General features: G+C 50.5%; 18 protein-coding genes, 1 other RNA gene and 1 pseudogene. 8 read left to right on the top strand and 12 right to left on the bottom strand.

Annotated features, from left to right (window positions below; genetic code table 11):
* Positions 1–360 precede the first annotated feature (360 nt).
* From tomB to OGX98_RS07895, 4 genes are all read left to right on the top strand, one after another.
* Positions 361–735, top strand: coding sequence for an Hha toxicity modulator TomB (gene tomB, locus OGX98_RS07910; RefSeq protein ID WP_003021733.1), 375 nt, complete (start codon positions 361–363; stop codon positions 733–735).
* A 27-nt stretch (positions 736–762) separates the two neighbouring features.
* Positions 763–981 (top strand): hemolysin expression-modulating protein Hha, encoded by a 219-nt coding sequence (gene hha, locus OGX98_RS07905; protein ID WP_002892050.1) that lies wholly within the window; start codon positions 763–765, stop codon positions 979–981.
* Positions 982–1,168: 187 nt separating this feature from the next.
* Positions 1,169–1,720: a maltose O-acetyltransferase gene (gene maa, locus OGX98_RS07900; RefSeq protein WP_284097028.1), complete on the top strand. Its 552-nt coding sequence runs from the start codon at positions 1,169–1,171 to the stop codon at positions 1,718–1,720.
* Positions 1,721–1,836: 116 nt separating this feature from the next.
* A complete protein-coding gene (locus tag OGX98_RS07895) occupies positions 1,837–2,307 on the top strand; it encodes a YlaC family protein (RefSeq protein ID WP_045440622.1) in 471 nt (156 codons plus the stop codon).
* A 66-nt stretch (positions 2,308–2,373) separates the two neighbouring features.
* Here the strand turns inward: OGX98_RS07895 and ykgO are convergent, their stop codons facing one another.
* Both ykgO and OGX98_RS07885 read right to left on the bottom strand, forming a co-directional pair.
* Positions 2,374–2,514 (bottom strand): type B 50S ribosomal protein L36, encoded by a 141-nt coding sequence (gene ykgO / locus OGX98_RS07890; RefSeq protein ID WP_005125190.1) that lies wholly within the window; start codon positions 2,512–2,514, stop codon positions 2,374–2,376.
* Position 2,515: 1 nt separating this feature from the next.
* Positions 2,516–2,776 (bottom strand): type B 50S ribosomal protein L31, encoded by a 261-nt coding sequence (locus OGX98_RS07885; RefSeq protein WP_045440619.1) that lies wholly within the window; start codon positions 2,774–2,776, stop codon positions 2,516–2,518.
* A 187-nt stretch (positions 2,777–2,963) separates the two neighbouring features.
* Between OGX98_RS07885 and pdeB the strand changes: the two genes are divergently transcribed.
* Entirely contained in the window at positions 2,964–4,517 is a 1,554-nt protein-coding gene (pdeB, locus tag OGX98_RS07880) for a cyclic di-3',5'-guanosine monophosphate phosphodiesterase PdeB (RefSeq protein ID WP_286595082.1), read from the top strand.
* Positions 4,518–4,572: 55 nt separating this feature from the next.
* Here the strand turns inward: pdeB and OGX98_RS07875 are convergent, their stop codons facing one another.
* A complete protein-coding gene (locus OGX98_RS07875; protein ID WP_045440607.1) occupies positions 4,573–4,926 on the bottom strand; it encodes a DUF1428 domain-containing protein in 354 nt (117 codons plus the stop codon).
* Positions 4,927–5,008: 82 nt separating this feature from the next.
* Positions 5,009–5,620: a membrane protein YczE gene (gene yczE / locus OGX98_RS07870; protein ID WP_284097027.1), complete on the bottom strand. Its 612-nt coding sequence runs from the start codon at positions 5,618–5,620 to the stop codon at positions 5,009–5,011.
* 88 nt (positions 5,621–5,708) lie between these two features.
* Between yczE and yczR the strand changes: the two genes are divergently transcribed.
* Positions 5,709–7,136 (top strand): MocR-like transcription factor YczR, encoded by a 1,428-nt coding sequence (yczR, locus tag OGX98_RS07865; RefSeq protein ID WP_286595081.1) that lies wholly within the window; start codon positions 5,709–5,711, stop codon positions 7,134–7,136.
* 53 nt (positions 7,137–7,189) lie between these two features.
* Here the strand turns inward: yczR and OGX98_RS07860 are convergent, their stop codons facing one another.
* From OGX98_RS07860 to ffs, 3 genes are all read right to left on the bottom strand, one after another.
* Complete coding sequence (locus OGX98_RS07860; protein ID WP_045440600.1) at positions 7,190–7,408, bottom strand: hypothetical protein; 219 nt, start codon at positions 7,406–7,408, stop codon at positions 7,190–7,192.
* Positions 7,405–7,656, bottom strand: a complete 252-nt coding sequence (locus OGX98_RS07855) for a hypothetical protein (protein WP_286493180.1) — start codon at positions 7,654–7,656, stop codon at positions 7,405–7,407. Before OGX98_RS07855 ends, OGX98_RS07860 begins: the two co-directional genes overlap by 4 nt.
* 198 nt (positions 7,657–7,854) lie before the next feature.
* Positions 7,855–7,951, bottom strand: an RNA gene (gene ffs / locus OGX98_RS07850) — signal recognition particle sRNA small type.
* A gap of 84 nt (positions 7,952–8,035) precedes the next feature.
* Between ffs and OGX98_RS07845 the strand changes: the two are divergent.
* Positions 8,036–8,425: pseudogene (locus tag OGX98_RS07845) on the top strand (MGMT family protein).
* A 32-nt stretch (positions 8,426–8,457) separates the two neighbouring features.
* Here OGX98_RS07845 and OGX98_RS07840 read toward each other — a convergent pair.
* Complete coding sequence (locus OGX98_RS07840) at positions 8,458–9,027, bottom strand: YbaY family lipoprotein (RefSeq protein WP_045440593.1); 570 nt, start codon at positions 9,025–9,027, stop codon at positions 8,458–8,460.
* 212 nt (positions 9,028–9,239) lie between these two features.
* On the opposite strand from OGX98_RS07840, the gene tesB reads away from it, so the two are divergent.
* Positions 9,240–10,100, top strand: a complete 861-nt coding sequence (gene tesB, locus OGX98_RS07835; RefSeq protein WP_048221941.1) for an acyl-CoA thioesterase II — start codon at positions 9,240–9,242, stop codon at positions 10,098–10,100.
* Between the two features lie 60 nt (positions 10,101–10,160).
* Here the strand turns inward: tesB and amtB are convergent, their stop codons facing one another.
* From amtB to OGX98_RS07815, 4 genes are all read right to left on the bottom strand, one after another.
* Positions 10,161–11,447, bottom strand: a complete 1,287-nt coding sequence (gene amtB / locus OGX98_RS07830; RefSeq protein ID WP_048221942.1) for an ammonium transporter AmtB — start codon at positions 11,445–11,447, stop codon at positions 10,161–10,163.
* 31 nt (positions 11,448–11,478) lie between these two features.
* Complete coding sequence (gene glnK / locus OGX98_RS07825) at positions 11,479–11,817, bottom strand: P-II family nitrogen regulator (protein WP_002891893.1); 339 nt, start codon at positions 11,815–11,817, stop codon at positions 11,479–11,481.
* 244 nt (positions 11,818–12,061) lie between these two features.
* Entirely contained in the window at positions 12,062–13,840 is a 1,779-nt protein-coding gene (locus OGX98_RS07820; RefSeq protein ID WP_286595080.1) for a SmdB family multidrug efflux ABC transporter permease/ATP-binding protein, read from the bottom strand.
* Positions 13,833–15,605: a SmdA family multidrug ABC transporter permease/ATP-binding protein gene (locus OGX98_RS07815; RefSeq protein ID WP_045440579.1), complete on the bottom strand. Its 1,773-nt coding sequence runs from the start codon at positions 15,603–15,605 to the stop codon at positions 13,833–13,835. Before OGX98_RS07815 ends, OGX98_RS07820 begins: the two co-directional genes overlap by 8 nt.
* Positions 15,606–15,645 lie beyond the last annotated feature (40 nt).

The raw sequence follows: 15,645 nt of genomic DNA, 5'->3' as shown, positions 1-15,645 counted from the left end.
TATTCTTAAAGAATCCTGAGGTTTCTTATTTACTTTAATAAATATTAAGATTAATCCTAGTCACTCATTGCATTGTAGACTGTTGCCTTTTGTTGCTAAACCTAAACAAGATAACCTGATGATTGCCCGAACAATAAAGAAATTGTTCCATTTCGAATACCTGTATTTATCAGTTAAAGTGTAAAAATGGAACTGCATCATAATTTGCCGTAAATGTAATTTTTCGTGATACGACGATGAAATCTTTTTTAGAGTAGATTATAGTTAAACCATCAGGAGTCGCGGGCAAGTTCCAGGTAGTTTGTTGTATCCATCCCGAAAGGTGTTCGGTTAGTTAAGCCTCTAAGAAGGGGATGCGTTATGGATGAATACTCACCCAAAAGACATGATATCGCACAGCTTAAATTTCTCTGTGAAACCCTGTATCATGACTGTCTTGCAAACCTTGAACAAAGCAACCATGGTTGGGTTAATGACCCGACTTCAGCAACCAGCTTGCAGCTCAATGAACTGATAGAGCATATTGCAACCTTCGCACTTAATTATAAAATTAAGTACAATGAGGACAATAAGCTGATCGCTCAGATTGATGAATACCTGGATGACACTTTTATGTTGTTCAGCAGTTATGGTATTAATACGCAGGATCTACAGAAATGGCGAAAGTCCGGTAATCGGTTGTTTCGCTGTTTTGTCAATGCCACCAGGGCTAATCCTGTAAGTTTGTCTTGTTAAAAATTATTACAATCATAGGTAAGAGTTATGTCCGATAAACCATTAACTAAAACTGATTATTTGATGCGCCTGCGACGCTGCCAGACAATAGACACACTTGAACGCGTTATTGAGAAAAATAAATATGAATTGTCTGACAATGAACTGGCTGTATTTTACTCAGCAGCAGATCATCGTCTTGCTGAATTGACCATGAATAAGCTGTACGACAAGATCCCAACTTCCGTTTGGAAATTCATTCGCTAATTGCTCACGAGGTTAAGTCAGGTATAGCGGTACATTTGTTTGTCTGACTGACCGTTTTCTCGTTTCTAACTATTACTTAACTCTAATCATGTGACAGTGATCACACAGAAGCACCGGGAACGTTCCCCTTAATTGCATTGCGTTTTAGTGTACTGAGATTAACCATCAGCAAACAGGAAAATGCGCAATGAGTGAGGAAAAGCAAAAGATGATCGCCGGCGAATTGTATCGCCCGACAGACGATACTTTACGCAAAGATCGGCTTCGCGCACGCCAACTGATCCATCGATATAATTTCACCGCCCCCGATGAACAACATGAGCGGCAGGCTATTCTGCATGACCTGTTGGGTCAAAGCGAGGGAGCTTATATCGAACCTACATTTCGTTGCGATTACGGCTATAACATCTACCTCGGCAAAGAATTCTATGCCAATTTCGACTGCGTCATGCTTGATGTCTGCCCGATCCATATTGGCAATAACTGTATGCTTGCACCGGGAGTCCATATCTATACCGCAACCCACCCGCTGGATGCCGATGAGCGCAACAGTGGTAAGGAACTGGGAAAACCGGTGACTATCGGGAATAACGTCTGGATAGGTGGGCGAGCCGTGATAAATCCTGGCGTAACTCTGGGTGACAACGTCGTTGTTGCATCAGGTGCCGTAGTAACCAAAAGCGTCCCGGCAAATACCGTAGTTGGGGGTAATCCTGCGCGGGTCATCAAAACGCTGTGAACAGAAATGTAACTGTTATGCTAAATTGTGGTTAATCTGTTACTTTTTTCAGACAGGATCCCCTCTTAAAATAGGCCGATCCCTCCTGATTATTGAAGACATCACGAAGGCAAGAAATGACAGAAATACAGCGTCTGCTTACCGAAACAATTGACGACTTAAATATTCGCGAGAAGCGCGACAACAGACCGCGCTTTAGCATCAGCTTCATTCGCAAACATCCTGGGTTATTTATCGGCATGTATATTGCCTGGTTTGCTACGCTGGCGGTTATGCTGCAATCAGAAACACTGGTCGATTCAGTATGGTTGCTGGTGGTACTGTTCGTAATACTGAATGGTTTTTTCTTTTTTGACGTGGCACCGCGTTATCGCTTTGAGGATATTGACGTACTGGATTTCAGAGTCTGCTATAACGGCGAATGGTACAACACACGTTTTGTTCCATCCTCACTCATCGATACCATACTGCACTCTCCTCGGGTAGATAGTGAGCATAAAGCACAACTGCAAAAAATGATGACACGTAAAGGCGAACTCTCTTTCTACGACATCTTCACCCTGACCCGTGCACAGACCAGTCAGTAATCGCTAATAAAAAAAGTGCGTACCCGAATGGCACGCACTTGAGTCCCAGTGATGTTGGCAAAATAACTAACGTCTTTTCTTCCGACCCTGTACCGCTTTAAATCGCGGATTCGTTTTGCAGATGACGTACAAGCGCCCTTTGCGTTTGACAATCTGGCAGTCAGGATGTCGTTGTTTTGCGCTACGAAGTGAATTGAGTACCTGCATCTTAACCTCGCTTAGCGCCAATGAAATGGCCAAAACGTTTCTGGAAACGCGCCGCGCTACCTTCGTTATCGAAGGTTTTTTGTTTTCCGGTATAGTACGGGTGAGACTTAGAAGAGATATCAAGGGTAACGTATGGGTACACCTGGCCCTCAAACTCAATCTCACGTTCTGTTTTAATGGTCGAACCAACCTTAAAGTACTCATTGGCACTGGTGTCGTGAAACACCACGGTACGATAAAAAGGATGGATATCCGGTTTCATGATTACCTCAAATTGTTACGTTATAACATAACCAACAAAATACACCACTCCCGCACATATCTCAACCTGATTTGTACTATGGGTAATTAACAAGATGATAAATGGCCCTAAATATATGATACCCATCGAATAGCTTTTTTGGCTTTCAGATATACTTTCCATACGCTGTGTTAATAAGGACATCACTGTGACAACACGATATCTGATAGGTCTGATGACAGGTGTGCTTATTCTGTCCATCCTTGCGCCTGTTGGTTTAAGCCTGTGGCTGGCGCATCGTCAGGTCGAAACGAAATTTATTGATGAGCTTGACTCCTTCACCAACAGGGTCGCTTTACGTACGGAAAGAGTCGGCGATCAGGCGAAAAAAGCATTACGCAAAATTGAAACTTTTCAGGGAGTACCTTGCGGAGAAGAACATTTGCTGGAAATGCGTCGATTGTCATACAGCTACCGTTATATTCAGGAAGTGCTGTATCTCAAGAACAACGTTCCACAATGCTCTTCCCTGGAGAAAAGGAGTCGGGCTGCCGCATTCCCACCGGCAATGAAAATCACGCGTGATGGTTACCAGGCATGGTTAACCACCCAAAACGATTTGGGCATCCAGCGTTTTATGGCGGCATTAGGCAGCGAGCATTATGTTGTGATGATCGATCCCAATTCCTTCATTGACGTCATTCCGTTTGGCTCATGGCCGATTGATGTCGCCATAATTGGCACCACGCGCAAAACGGTCGTCGCCAGTAGCGATAATCTCCCACCAGACATCTTGCATAACCTTCAAATAGATAATGCCATTACGCACTTAGAAAAAAATGGCGTTATCTATAATGCCCGCCCCTTCCCCGAATTAGGCATCACTATCGTAAGCTGGGCATCGACACTGCCTCTGCAAAAAATATGGCACAGACAGGCGCTTATCTGGCTCCCGGCGGGGATTATTATTGGTCTGTTAACTGCCGCATTTATTCTGAGCATTTTTCGTCGCTTACAGTCCCCTCGTCACCAGCTGCAGGAAGCTATCCGTCATCGGGATATTAAAGTTTATTATCAGCCGATTATTTCGCTCAGGGCCGGAAAAGTGGTCGGAGCCGAGGCGCTGGCCCGTTGGCCACAGGCTGACGGGAGTTTCCTCTCACCGGAGATTTTCGTCGGACTGGCGGAGCAAACAGGGCTGTCAAAGCAACTTACTCAGTTGATTATTGAAAGCGTATTCGACGATTTGGGTAAATGGCTACACCAGCATCCAGAACAGCATATATCCATCAATCTTGAGTCAGACAACCTGACATCAGAAACCCTCCCAACCCTGTTAAGCCAGAAGGTAAATCACTGGCAGATCAAACCTTCGCAAATCGCCCTGGAACTGACCGAACGCGCATTTGCCGATCCGAAAACCAGTGCACCGTTTATCGCCAGATACCGCCAGGCGGGGCATTCTATTTACATTGATGACTTTGGCACCGGCTACTCCAGCCTGAGCTATTTACAAGATCTGGATGTGGATATTCTGAAGATAGACAAATCGTTCGTGGATGCACTGGAATACAATAACGTGACTCCGCATATTATCGAGATAGCCAAAACGCTGAAGCTGGAAATGGTGGCGGAAGGTATTGAGACCGCAAATCAGGAAAGCTGGTTACGTGATCATGGCGTGCAGTACGGTCAGGGCTGGCTTTACAGCAAAGCTCTGGTGAAACAAGAATTTATATTGTGGGCAGAAAAGCGGCTTTAGCGTGGCGCTGATAAGCGGTTGAGATGGCTGGCGGCACGCCGCACAGCCAGTCACGTCAGTCATCCATAATGGGCGAGAATCCACCGTAGATCATGCGTTTGCCATCAAATGGCATGGACTCACCGAACTCCTTCATACGGGGATCGGACATCATCTTCTGATTCGCCGCGTCACGCACCTCTTTTGAAGGATATTCAATCCAGCTAAATACCACTTCTTCATGATCCTGCGCTTGCACTGCCATGCGAAAATCGGTCAACTTGCCGTCGGGGACATCATCCGCCCAGCACTCCACAACGCGCAATGCACCGAACTCCTTGAAAAGCGGAGCAGCTTTTGCCGCCATCGCGATATACGCCTCCTTGTTTTCAGCGGGTACGGCAACAACAAAACCATCGACATACTTCATGAGAAAAACCTCCGAAGTGTACTGCGCGGCAAGCCGATTCCGACCGCGTCAGTAGAGGTTAAGTTTAGTCGCCCACGTGGGATCATGCCGCAGGCTCATCGCGAACCCGAATACGAGATTGCGGTTGATGCCGAAACCACGGCAGGCAAAGCTGAATTAACGGACCAATAGCCAGCGCATACAATACCGTCCCTACCCCCACGGTCCCACCGAGTAGCCAGCCTGTGAGCAAAACCGACACTTCGATTGCGGTACGAATGGTTCGGACTGACCAGCCAGTACGCGCATGGATACCCGTCATCAGACCATCACGCGGCCCAGCACCAAAACCAGCGCCAATATACAGGCTGGTCGCCAGCGCATTCAGTATCACTGCGGAAACTAACAACCCGCTGCGCGTAAGAAGAGATTCAAATTGCGGAATAACCATCAGCGCCACATCTGCAGCCAGGCCGATCATAATGACATTACTCAGTGTGCCAAACCCCGGGCGCTGACGCAGTGGTATCCACAGCAGGAGCACCAGAACTCCAACGGCAATGATCACCACACCGATATTCATCTTCAGTAAATTCGCCACACCAAGGTGGAAAACGTTCCAGGGATCGGCCCCTAAATCCGCACGCACAAACATGGCTGTCGACACACCATAAAGCGCCAGCCCTATATACAGTTGAAGTAAACGACGCAGCATACTTTTCCCCTGTCTCCGCTCAGATAACCTTCATCTTCGCTGCAATTGGCACTATGATTAATGTCCAGTTTTCAAAAAGTGGACTGCTATGTCATCTCGCCGCTACGGAAGTCAGTCTCTTCAACGCCTGCTTGGTCACTGGCAGGAAGTCCCTTCGCGGATGCCTCTCTGGCGACAACTGGCAGAAGCACTGCGTCTACTGATACTCGATGGTCGGCTGGCACTGGATAGTCGATTGCCCGGCGAACGCGAACTCGCTGCCGTTTTGGAAGTGAGCCGGACAACCATCGCCAGCGCCCTGGCGCAGCTACGTGAAGAAGGGTATCTCGAAAGCCGCCACGGTAGTGGTTCAAGGGTGATCCTACCGGAACATATTCGCCTGATCCCAACAAGGATGCACACCAGTACAGCGCTCGATCTCTCTACCGCGGCGCTCAGCGCCGGTCCGGAAATTCATCAGGCTTACCAGCAGGCGCTGTTTGCTATGCCGCAACACCTGCTGAGTTCGGGCTATCTGCCGCAGGGATTACCTTCTTTGCGTGAATCCATCGCCCAACATTATTGCGAACGCGGATTACCCACGCAGGCTGATGAGATAATGGTAGTGAATGGTGCGGTCAGCGGATTGGCGTTGATCCTGCGATTGCTCACGGGGCCAGGCGATCGCGTACTGGTTGATCATCCCACGTATCCGCTTGCCATTGCTGCGATTCAGGGTGCATCCAGCCGCCCCGTCGGTGTGTCACTGCCTGAACACGGCTGGGATACAGCCGGTCTGGTCGCCACTATCGCGCAAACTGCCCCGAGAATGGCCTACCTGATGCCAGATTTTCACAATCCAACCGGACGCTGTATGGATGCTGCAACTCGCCAGGTCGTGGCCGATATCGCCGCCAGAACACATACAACACTGGTGGTGGACGAAACCATGGTCAACCTGTGGTATGACGCACCACCGCCACCTCCGCTCGCCGCATACAATCGCGACGCCCCCATCATTCTGCTGGGTTCCGCGGGCAAGAGCTTCTGGGGAGGACTACGTCTGGGCTGGGTTCGCGCATCGTCACGTACTATTGCCGCGCTGGTACAGACCCGCGATACATTTGATCTGGGTTCCCCCGTTCTTGAGCAACTCGCCACCGGCTGGCTGTTGGATAACGCAACCTCTTTTCTTCCCGACAGAAGACAGTTGCTCACGACAAGACGTGATTTGTGCCGCGCTCTGATGAGCTCGCATTTCCCGGAGTGGCGTTTTACCCACCCAGAGGGAGGATTATCTTTCTGGGTCGAATTACCTGACACGCTGGCGACATTATTTGCCACTCGTGCAGAAAATGCAGGCATTCAGCTTGGTATCGGAACGCGTTTCGGTCTGGCTGGCGCATTCGATCGCTTCTTACGCATGCCTTTCGCGCTACCGGATGACACAATGCGTTCAGCCTTTAAGACGTTACAACCAATTTGGGATGACCTGCGCTTACAGGCCAGTAGTGGAAAACTACGCAAAATAATCTAAGTAACGAGCCTAAAGGCTCGTTACTTGCCATTGCCCATTAGAGGCAGACAACATTACTGTTGGCGGGGAACCGGGAAGCCTTTCAGGGAGATAATAAAATTATCGCCGTCTTTTTTAATCTTTGCCCCAGCATCACACCAGTCAGAAGCTATTCGGAAAAATTCATCACTGCCGACATTCCAGCTCAGGCGAACATGCTTCACATAACCGGAACGCAGCAATTCACAGGCTTCGCCATAATTACAGGCGCTTGAGAGCGGTTGTTGTTTCATTTTTTCTTCTTCAGTAATCTGCGCAATGCTTTGATTTCTTTAGGAGTCAGTGCATCAACCACGGATTCTTCCGTATGCTGGCTGTCAATATCATCAGCGGAGACTCCCGCCTCTTCTACTGCGGAAAATGCAATAAGCAGCAGCTTTTCCGTTGATATACTTAAATTTTCATTATTCACTTCAGCGTAATGGCGAAGTTTTTCTTTTAGCGCTTCTTCAATTTTGACGTTCAATACTGCGGTAGGCATCGTAATAAATCCTTGTGGTCAGCCAAAGCATAGCGGGTACAAGACCCATATCTTTCCGGCAAGATTGAGGCAGTAAAAACATCAAATAACATCCCTGAAACACAGTGACAGCATTTGATGACAATAAAATGACATTACGATGACAAGAAAGAGAAGATTAAGAGAAGGAGATTGCAGTAAAGCAGAATTGGGTGGGGGCCCTGCCAGCTACATCCCGGCACACACGTCATCTGCCTTGGCTGCTTCCTTCCGGACCTGACCTGGTAAACAGAGTAGTGTTGCGGGAGAACCAACAGAGCCCCCATTGAGAGCGTTGTTAACCAACGCGCAGGCGCATTATCACTGCTGCACCCTGTAATTGCAACCCATCCAGCATCGGATGCTGTTTTCTTGCTCAATGAGGCTTCACTCCCTCGCCATTCCGGATTATGCTGGAAGATTATTGCAGGAATAAATGATGGATATACAAGACTCTTTCCCCCAACGCGTCTGGCAAATCGTCGCCTCAATCCCGGAAGGATTTGTCACCACTTATGGTGATGTCGCCCGGCTCGCCGGTTCACCGCGAGCAGCGCGCCAGGTGGGAGGTGTGCTAAAGAGACTCCCGGAAGGCAGCACCCTGCCCTGGTATCGAGTTGTCAATCGCCATGGCGCAATATCCCTGACCGGTCCCGATCTACAACGACAGCGTCAGGCATTGCTGGCGGAAGGTGTGGTGGTTTCAGGTAGTGGGCAAATCGATTTGCAACGGTATCGCTGGGTGTATTAACCCTCTCCTGACGGAGAGGGTTATAAACTGCATTAATACTGCGTGGGAGCAGGAACGGCAGAAGAAGGATTCACCTGGGTCGGAGAAGTCGAAGGAACCGTAGTCGCTGCCCCGCCACCTGCCTGCACCGGTACTTCCGTATGCTGAACAGGAACCAGCGTCAGATCGGCTTTAGTTCCGCCCTGATTGATGACTGGTTGAACAGTATCGGTAATAAAGACCAGCTTATCATTCACCATGATAGCCGCACTCAGCAGGATGCGTGCATTGGGCTGAATATCTGCCGGGTTAAACGGGAGCACGAAGCTGAATGGCGCTTGCTTGCCCTCGGTTCGAACCGCTTTTTGTGACAGCACTTTTGACGGAGCATCGGCCAGTGAAGCATCCGACAGCGTGACGGTCAGCACAGCATCCGGTGGCAAAGCGACTTTCTGGCGGATCCAAACTGTACCAGAAACATTCGGCTGTTGAATTTTTGACTGTGTGTCAGCAATTGACGTATTAGGGCTTGGCGCAGGTGTCTGAATATCTGCACTTTTATCAGCACAGGCCGCCAGCGCGACCGCAACCGCTAAACCACTTACCATGTGCACGAGTTTCATTAAATTCTCCTTATCATCTATGCACCAGCGAGAACTTTCCCCGCCAGAAGAGTGGTTAACAAAAACATAACGTGACTAAGTGTGGCACAAATCAGCTATTTTTGCCTGTAATAGACCTGTTATTCAGACAATTGCACCCATCGGACCACTTTCAAAATTGCGTTATACTCTGCCTACCTCGCTGCGACATCGATATCACCTGGAGAGCACGTATGAGTCTGGCACTGAAAAATTTGCTGACATTGTTGAATCTGGAAAAAATTGAAGAAGGACTCTTTCGGGGCCAAAGTGAAGACTTAGGGTTGCGTCAGGTTTTTGGGGGACAGGTCGTCGGCCAGGCGCTGTACGCCGCAAAAGAGACCGTGCCGGAAGAACGTCTGGTGCACTCTTTCCATAGCTACTTTTTACGCCCGGGAGATAGCCAAAAACCGATAATCTACGATGTAGAAGTTCTGCGCGATGGTAACAGCTTCAGCGCTCGCCGCATTGCCGCTATTCAGAACGGGAAACCCATTTTTTATATGACCGCCTCTTTTCAGGCGCCGGAAGACGGGTTTGAACATCAAAAAACCATGCCTGCCGCACCGGGCCCAGAAGAGCTGAAATCGGAAACGGAAATTGCCCGCTCTGTGGCTCATCTGCTGCCGCCGCTGTTGAAAGAAAAGTTTATCAACGACCGTCCGCTGGAGGTTCGTCCAGTAGAGTTTCATAACCCGTTAAAAGGTCATGTTGCCGAACCAACCCGTCAGGTGTGGATCCGTGCCAACGGCACGCTGCAGGACGATTTGCGCGTACATCAATACCTCCTTGGCTACGCTTCTGATCTGAATTTCCTGCCCGTTGCGCTGCAACCGTACGGTATTGGTTTCCTGGAGAAAGGTATTCAAATAGCCACTATCGACCATTCGATGTGGTTCCATCGTCCTTTCAATATCAATGAATGGTTGCTGTATAACGTGGAGAGCACTTCCGCCTCCGGAGCCAGGGGCTTTGTTCGTGGGGAGTTTTATACTCAGGACGGCGTGCTGGTAGCTTCTACCGTACAGGAAGGGGTCATGCGTAACCGTAATTAATAAATGCCGGTTTCGGCCTACAAGCATACTCTTTGTAGGCCGAAACCAGCAGTCGAGGGATCACGCGTTGTAGGCGTTTTCACCGTGGCTGTTAACATCCAGCCCTTCACGCTCCTGCTCTTCCGGTACACGCAGCCCCACGGTCATATCTGCCAGCTTATAACCGATGAACGCTACCACACCGGACCAGACGATGGTAATCGCTACACTTTCCAGTTGAACCAGTAGCTGATGCCCCATTGTAACGCCTTCAGCAAAGCCCACTCCCCCCAGCGAGCTGGCTGCAAATACCCCGGTCAGGATACAGCCAACAATGCCGCAGACACCGTGGACACCGAACACGTCACAGGGGTCATCGACACGCAGAAAACGTTTCAGCATCGTCACCCCCCACAAGCCAGCCAGACCGGCAATGACTCCGATGATCAGCGCACCACCAACTCCGATATAGCCACAGGCAGGCGTCACGCCAACCAGACCTGCAATAGCACCGGAGCATGCACCTAATAAAGATGGTTTGCCACGCAATGCCCACTCACCGAAGATCCACCCCAGGATGGCAGCAGCAGTGGCAACAACGGTATTCACAAATGCCAGTGCAGCGATTTCATTTGCCGTTCCTGCAGAACCGGCATTAAAACCAAACCAGCCGATATAGAGGATAGCGGTACCGGTAAAGACCATTGGCAGGTTATGCGGTTTAAAGGCTTCTTTGCCAAACCCAACACGTTTGCCAATCAGATAAGCCCCAACTAAACCGGCAATCGCCGCGTTAATATGTACAACCGTTCCGCCAGCAAAATCCAGAGCGCCATGGGAAGCCAGCAGTCCACCACCCCATACCATATGCGCGATAGGGATGTAGGAAAGCGTTAGCCACACCACCACAAAAATCAGTACTGCAGAGAAGCGGATTCGTTCAGCCAGTGCACCAACGATAAGCCCAACGGTAATGCAGGCGAACGAGCCCTGGAAAGCAACGTGGATATACTGATAGAAACTCCCCGTAACCGCCGTCAGCGCGATGCTTTTCAGCATTACCCAGTTGAAGTTACCGAAGAAATTATTCCCCTCGCCAAAAGCCAGCGAGTAGCCATAAACAACCCATAAAATGCAGACCAGCGCGAACGTCACTGTGACCTGAGTCAGCATCGATAAGACGTTCTTACCGCGAATCAAACCGCCGTAGAACAGCGCGATGCCCGGAATGGTCATAAACAGCACCAATGCGGTGCAAATCATCATAAAGGCATTATCGGCTTTATCTGCGACTGCCGGTGCCGCCATCGCCAGCCCCGGCAGCAACGCCAGTGAAGCAATACCCGTTTTCATCGTTGCTATCTTCATTTTTTGGTTTCCTATCACTGTGTGCCAGAAGTTACAGTGCGGCTTCGTCGGCTTCGCCGGTACGAATGCGAATCACACGTTGCAGCTCGGCGACGAATATTTTGCCGTCGCCAATTTTTCCGGTGTAGGCCGCCTTACTGATGACATCAATAACTTCATCAAGCTGGTCGTCGGCAATTGCCACATCAATCTTCACCTTCGGTAAAAAATTGACGCTGTATTCGGCCCCCCGGTACAACTCGGCATGGCCTTTCTGTCGTCCAAAGCCCTTCACTTCGGTGACGGTCAGCCCCTGAATACCAATAGACGACAGTGCTTCACGGACGTCTTCCAGTTTGAACGGTTTGATTACCACGGTAACCAGCTTCATAGATCCCCTCCAGTCAGAATTCAGTAGTGGCTGCAGATACACGGGATGAATATTGCAAGGGGTGTGCCAGGAATCGAAAAAACAGAAATGGACCGTTATTTAGTGCAGAAAACAGGGGATCGAGTTGAAAGGCTGAAACGTGATGTACATCAGAAACAATAAATGGAAAGAAAAACGCACCATGACAGTGCATGATGCGTTATTTTTTTGCACCAACAGCGTTGGCTACAGCGAAGCTGGTGCATCAGGCGATAAGCGAGTCCTCTTGCGCGCTGGCCGCCAGCTCTTCACCGGCTAACTGCAGTTGATACATCTGCCAGTATCGCCCTTGCGCCGTCAGTAATTGCTGATGCGTACCGCGTTCAACGGCCTGACCACGGTGCAGCACCAGAATAGTGTCTGCATCCACAATCGTCGATAACCGGTGCGCAATCACCACCAGCGTAGTGTGTTCACGTACCGCCGCCAGCGCCTGCTGAATTGCCTGTTCCGTTCCCGAGTCAATACTGGCGGTGGCTTCATCCAGGATCAGTACCTGCGGCGTTTCAACCAGTACCCGCGCCAGCGCTAACAGCTGTTTCTGCCCGACGGACAAATTATTCCCTTGCTCACCCAGTCGGGTGTGAATGCCATCACTCAGGCCACGAGCCAGTTCCGCCAGTTGCACGGTCTCAAGTGCCTGCCAGACCCTACCTTCTGAAATATCACGCCCCAGCGTGACGTTAGCCAGAAAGGTATCTGCCATCACCACCGGATCCTGTTGCACCATCGCTACCCCCTGACGCAGGACGTCATGACTCAATGAGGAGAGAGGTCGTCCGTCAAGACGGATTTCCCCTTGAGTCAGCGGGTAGTAGCCCATCAGCAGGCTGGCGAGCGTACTCTTGCCGCTTCCGGTATGTCCGACCAGTGCCACAAAACTGCGCGAAGGAACAGACAGGTTGATATTTTGCAGGACCAGATTGTCATCGCGATAAGCAAATGACACATTATCAACCTCAATATTTCCACTCCTCAGAGGCTGCTCATCCTTGCCATATTGCTGGCGCGGCCCATCCATCAGTTCAAAAACACGTTCACCGGCGACAACTGCTTGTTGCAGCATCGATTGCTGAGTCGTCAGCTCGATCAGAGGTTCGTTCAGACGCCCGAGATAACTGATAAACGCATACAGAACCCCGACTTCAATTGTGCTGCCAGACGTGAAGCTGAACAGCATTAATAAGCCACAAAGGATCAGCGCAGAAAAAAGGCTAAGCAACGGTCGTAATAAAAAACCGTCCAGTCGCAGGGTCTGCATTCGCGCCATATAGTGCGAACGGCTGGCCTCGCCCATTCTTTCACCAAAGCGCGCCTGCTGGCGGAACTGCTGGATCACGCTCATACCGTTAATGACTTCGTTAAAGCCATCGTTTATGTCCGCCAGATAGGCGCGAACGCGGCGCACAATAGGTGTGCTGTAACGCTGATAGATCACCATCACCACCAGCACAGCGGGGAAAATAGCCATTGCCACCAGCGCCATACGCCATTCCAGACTGAACATTGCCACCAGCATGGCGCCAATTAAGGCAGCACTGCGCAGAACCGTCGCCACTACCGTCACGTACAGGTCGCGAATAACTTCAGTGTCGTTGGTTACGCGGGAGATAAGCTGCCCGACAGGCTGGGTGTCAAATTCGCTCAGTGGCTGGCGCAACGCGGCATCCATAACATCCGTACGTAGCTGCTGCACCACACCGACAGCGGCCTGGTTAAACAACAGTGACTGCGCGTAGTGCAAACCCGCAGCCAGCAGTTGCAGACCTATGTAAGCCGCGACCAACCCGGCGACCATCGCTAACGGCAGGTTGTTTTTCGCCACCATGTTATCGATGAAATAGCTAATCAACAGCGGACCACTGACTTCGGCCGCCGCGGCTACCCACAGCATGACCACCGCAATGGCCAGCGGTTTTCGCCACGGTGATCCATACACCAGCAGCCTTTTCAGGGTCGGCCATAATTGCCCAAAGCTACGCATTAGCCGCCTCCTCATTTATTTCCGGGGCGTCAGACAGCGCCGCTTCCAGCTGTTGATAACGGTACATATCACGATACCAGCCAGGTTGCTGCACCAAATAATCATGTTCTCCACGCTGGGTAATATGTCCATGCTGCATCACAATAATCTCGCTGGCTTCCGTCAAAGCAGACAGGCGGTGAGCGCTGATAATAACGGTTCTCCCTTCGCCCCACTGCCGCAGGTTGTGCAGGATCTGATGCTCAGTACGACCATCTACCGCCGACAGGGCATCGTCCAGAATCAGGATTTCCGCATTGAGCAGCAACGCGCGGGCGATGGAAATACGCTGTTTTTGCCCACCTGACAGCATAACGCCACGCTCACCGACCTCGGTGTCATACCCCTGGGGAAGACGTAAAATATCCTCGTGTACGCTGGCTAAGCGCGCCACATGTTCAATCTCGTCCTGCGTCGCCTGCGGGCGTCCAAGAGCAATGTTGTTGGCGACCGTATCCGAAAACAAAAATGGTGTCTGACTAACAACTGCCAGCCGACTGCGCCAGCTATCAAGCTGTAAGCGCGTTAACGGAATATCATGAAAACGCACATCGCCCTGCGTAATATCGAAGTGGCGCTGGATCAGCGCCAGAATGGTACTTTTTCCTGCACCTGTCGGACCACAGATACCCAGCATCTGCCCAGGCTTAAGCTGAAAGCTGACGTTTTCAAGAGTTGGGTGAGTCATTAACGGATAGCTGAATTCGCGGATCGCTACCGACAATTCTCCACGACCTTCCGGCACCGACTCCACGCCATCATCTACCACAGGAGCTTCGGCAAGCATGGCACGAATGCGGCTGTACGCAGCGCTACCGCGCTCGACGATGTTAAACATCCACGCCAGCGCCAGCATTGGCCAAATCATCAAACCGAGATACATCATAAAACTGGTCAACTGACCTAGCGTCAGCGATCCGTGAACCACCATCCAGCTTCCGCCGCCAATTGCCAGCAGGTTCGCCATGCCAATAGCGATATAAATTGTTGGGTCAAAGCGGGCATCAATACGCGCAACGCGCATATTTTTCTTCCCGGTATCTTCGGCGTCTGCCGCAAATAAGGCCGACTGACGGTCTTCCAGGCCAAAGGCTTTAATCATGCGAATGCTGGTCAGGCTCTCCTGAGTACGATCGTTAAGGCTGGAGAATGCCGCCTGCGCCAGTTTAAAGCGGTTATGCAACCTATCGCCGTAACGTTTAATCATCAGTGCCATCACCGGCATCGGCAATAAGGCGATTAGCGTAAGCTGCCAGCTAATTTGCGTCGACATCACGATCAATACCGCACATCCCATCACCAGTGAGTCCACCAACGTCAGTACACCTTCCCCGGCAGCAAACACCACCCGGTCGACATCGTTAGTGGCGCGCGCCATCAGATCACCCGTGCGATGGCGCAGATAAAACTCAGGATGCTGGCGGCTAAGCTGGCGGTAATAATCTTCTCGCAGCTCGACAGCAAGTTGATAGGAAGCACCAAACAGCAGCACGCGCCAGACATAGCGCAGCAAATAGACCACCACAGCAATCAGAGCAATCGTGCCGATCCACAAGAGCACTTGTTCAGTCGTGAACTGCTGAGTGCTGACGCCATCCACAATAATACCCACAACTTTTGGTGGAATAAGCTGAAGGATAGCGATGATGATAAGCAAGGCCACTGCCCCGAGGTAGCGACGCCACTCCCGACGAAAGTACCAGCTTAATTGAGCAAATAATCGCACGCGTTATGTCCTGACTTGATTTTCGGCAATGACCGCCGGA

Source organism: Citrobacter sp. Cm046 (assembly GCF_030333065.1).
GTDB lineage: Bacteria > Pseudomonadota > Gammaproteobacteria > Enterobacterales > Enterobacteriaceae > Citrobacter > Citrobacter murliniae.
This window is presented reverse-complemented; position numbering and strand designations above follow the sequence as displayed.

Coding starts and splice junctions, on each gene's coding strand:
- tomB (WP_003021733.1), top strand. CDS start 361: ATGGATGAATACTCACCCAAAAGACATGATATCGCACAGCTTAAATTT.
- hha (WP_002892050.1), top strand. CDS start 763: ATGTCCGATAAACCATTAACTAAAACTGATTATTTGATGCGCCTGCGA.
- maa (WP_284097028.1), top strand. CDS start 1,169: ATGAGTGAGGAAAAGCAAAAGATGATCGCCGGCGAATTGTATCGCCCG.
- OGX98_RS07895 (WP_045440622.1), top strand. CDS start 1,837: ATGACAGAAATACAGCGTCTGCTTACCGAAACAATTGACGACTTAAAT.
- ykgO (WP_005125190.1), bottom strand. CDS start 2,514: ATGCAGGTACTCAATTCACTTCGTAGCGCAAAACAACGACATCCTGAC.
- OGX98_RS07885 (WP_045440619.1), bottom strand. CDS start 2,776: ATGAAACCGGATATCCATCCTTTTTATCGTACCGTGGTGTTTCACGAC.
- OGX98_RS07875 (WP_045440607.1), bottom strand. CDS start 4,926: ATGAAGTATGTCGATGGTTTTGTTGTTGCCGTACCCGCTGAAAACAAG.
- yczE (WP_284097027.1), bottom strand. CDS start 5,620: ATGCTGCGTCGTTTACTTCAACTGTATATAGGGCTGGCGCTTTATGGT.
- yczR (WP_286595081.1), top strand. CDS start 5,709: ATGTCATCTCGCCGCTACGGAAGTCAGTCTCTTCAACGCCTGCTTGGT.
- OGX98_RS07860 (WP_045440600.1), bottom strand. CDS start 7,408: ATGAAACAACAACCGCTCTCAAGCGCCTGTAATTATGGCGAAGCCTGT.
- OGX98_RS07855 (WP_286493180.1), bottom strand. CDS start 7,656: ATGCCTACCGCAGTATTGAACGTCAAAATTGAAGAAGCGCTAAAAGAA.
- OGX98_RS07840 (WP_045440593.1), bottom strand. CDS start 9,027: ATGAAACTCGTGCACATGGTAAGTGGTTTAGCGGTTGCGGTCGCGCTG.
- tesB (WP_048221941.1), top strand. CDS start 9,240: ATGAGTCTGGCACTGAAAAATTTGCTGACATTGTTGAATCTGGAAAAA.
- amtB (WP_048221942.1), bottom strand. CDS start 11,447: ATGAAGATAGCAACGATGAAAACGGGTATTGCTTCACTGGCGTTGCTG.
- glnK (WP_002891893.1), bottom strand. CDS start 11,817: ATGAAGCTGGTTACCGTGGTAATCAAACCGTTCAAACTGGAAGACGTC.
- OGX98_RS07820 (WP_286595080.1), bottom strand. CDS start 13,840: ATGCGTAGCTTTGGGCAATTATGGCCGACCCTGAAAAGGCTGCTGGTG.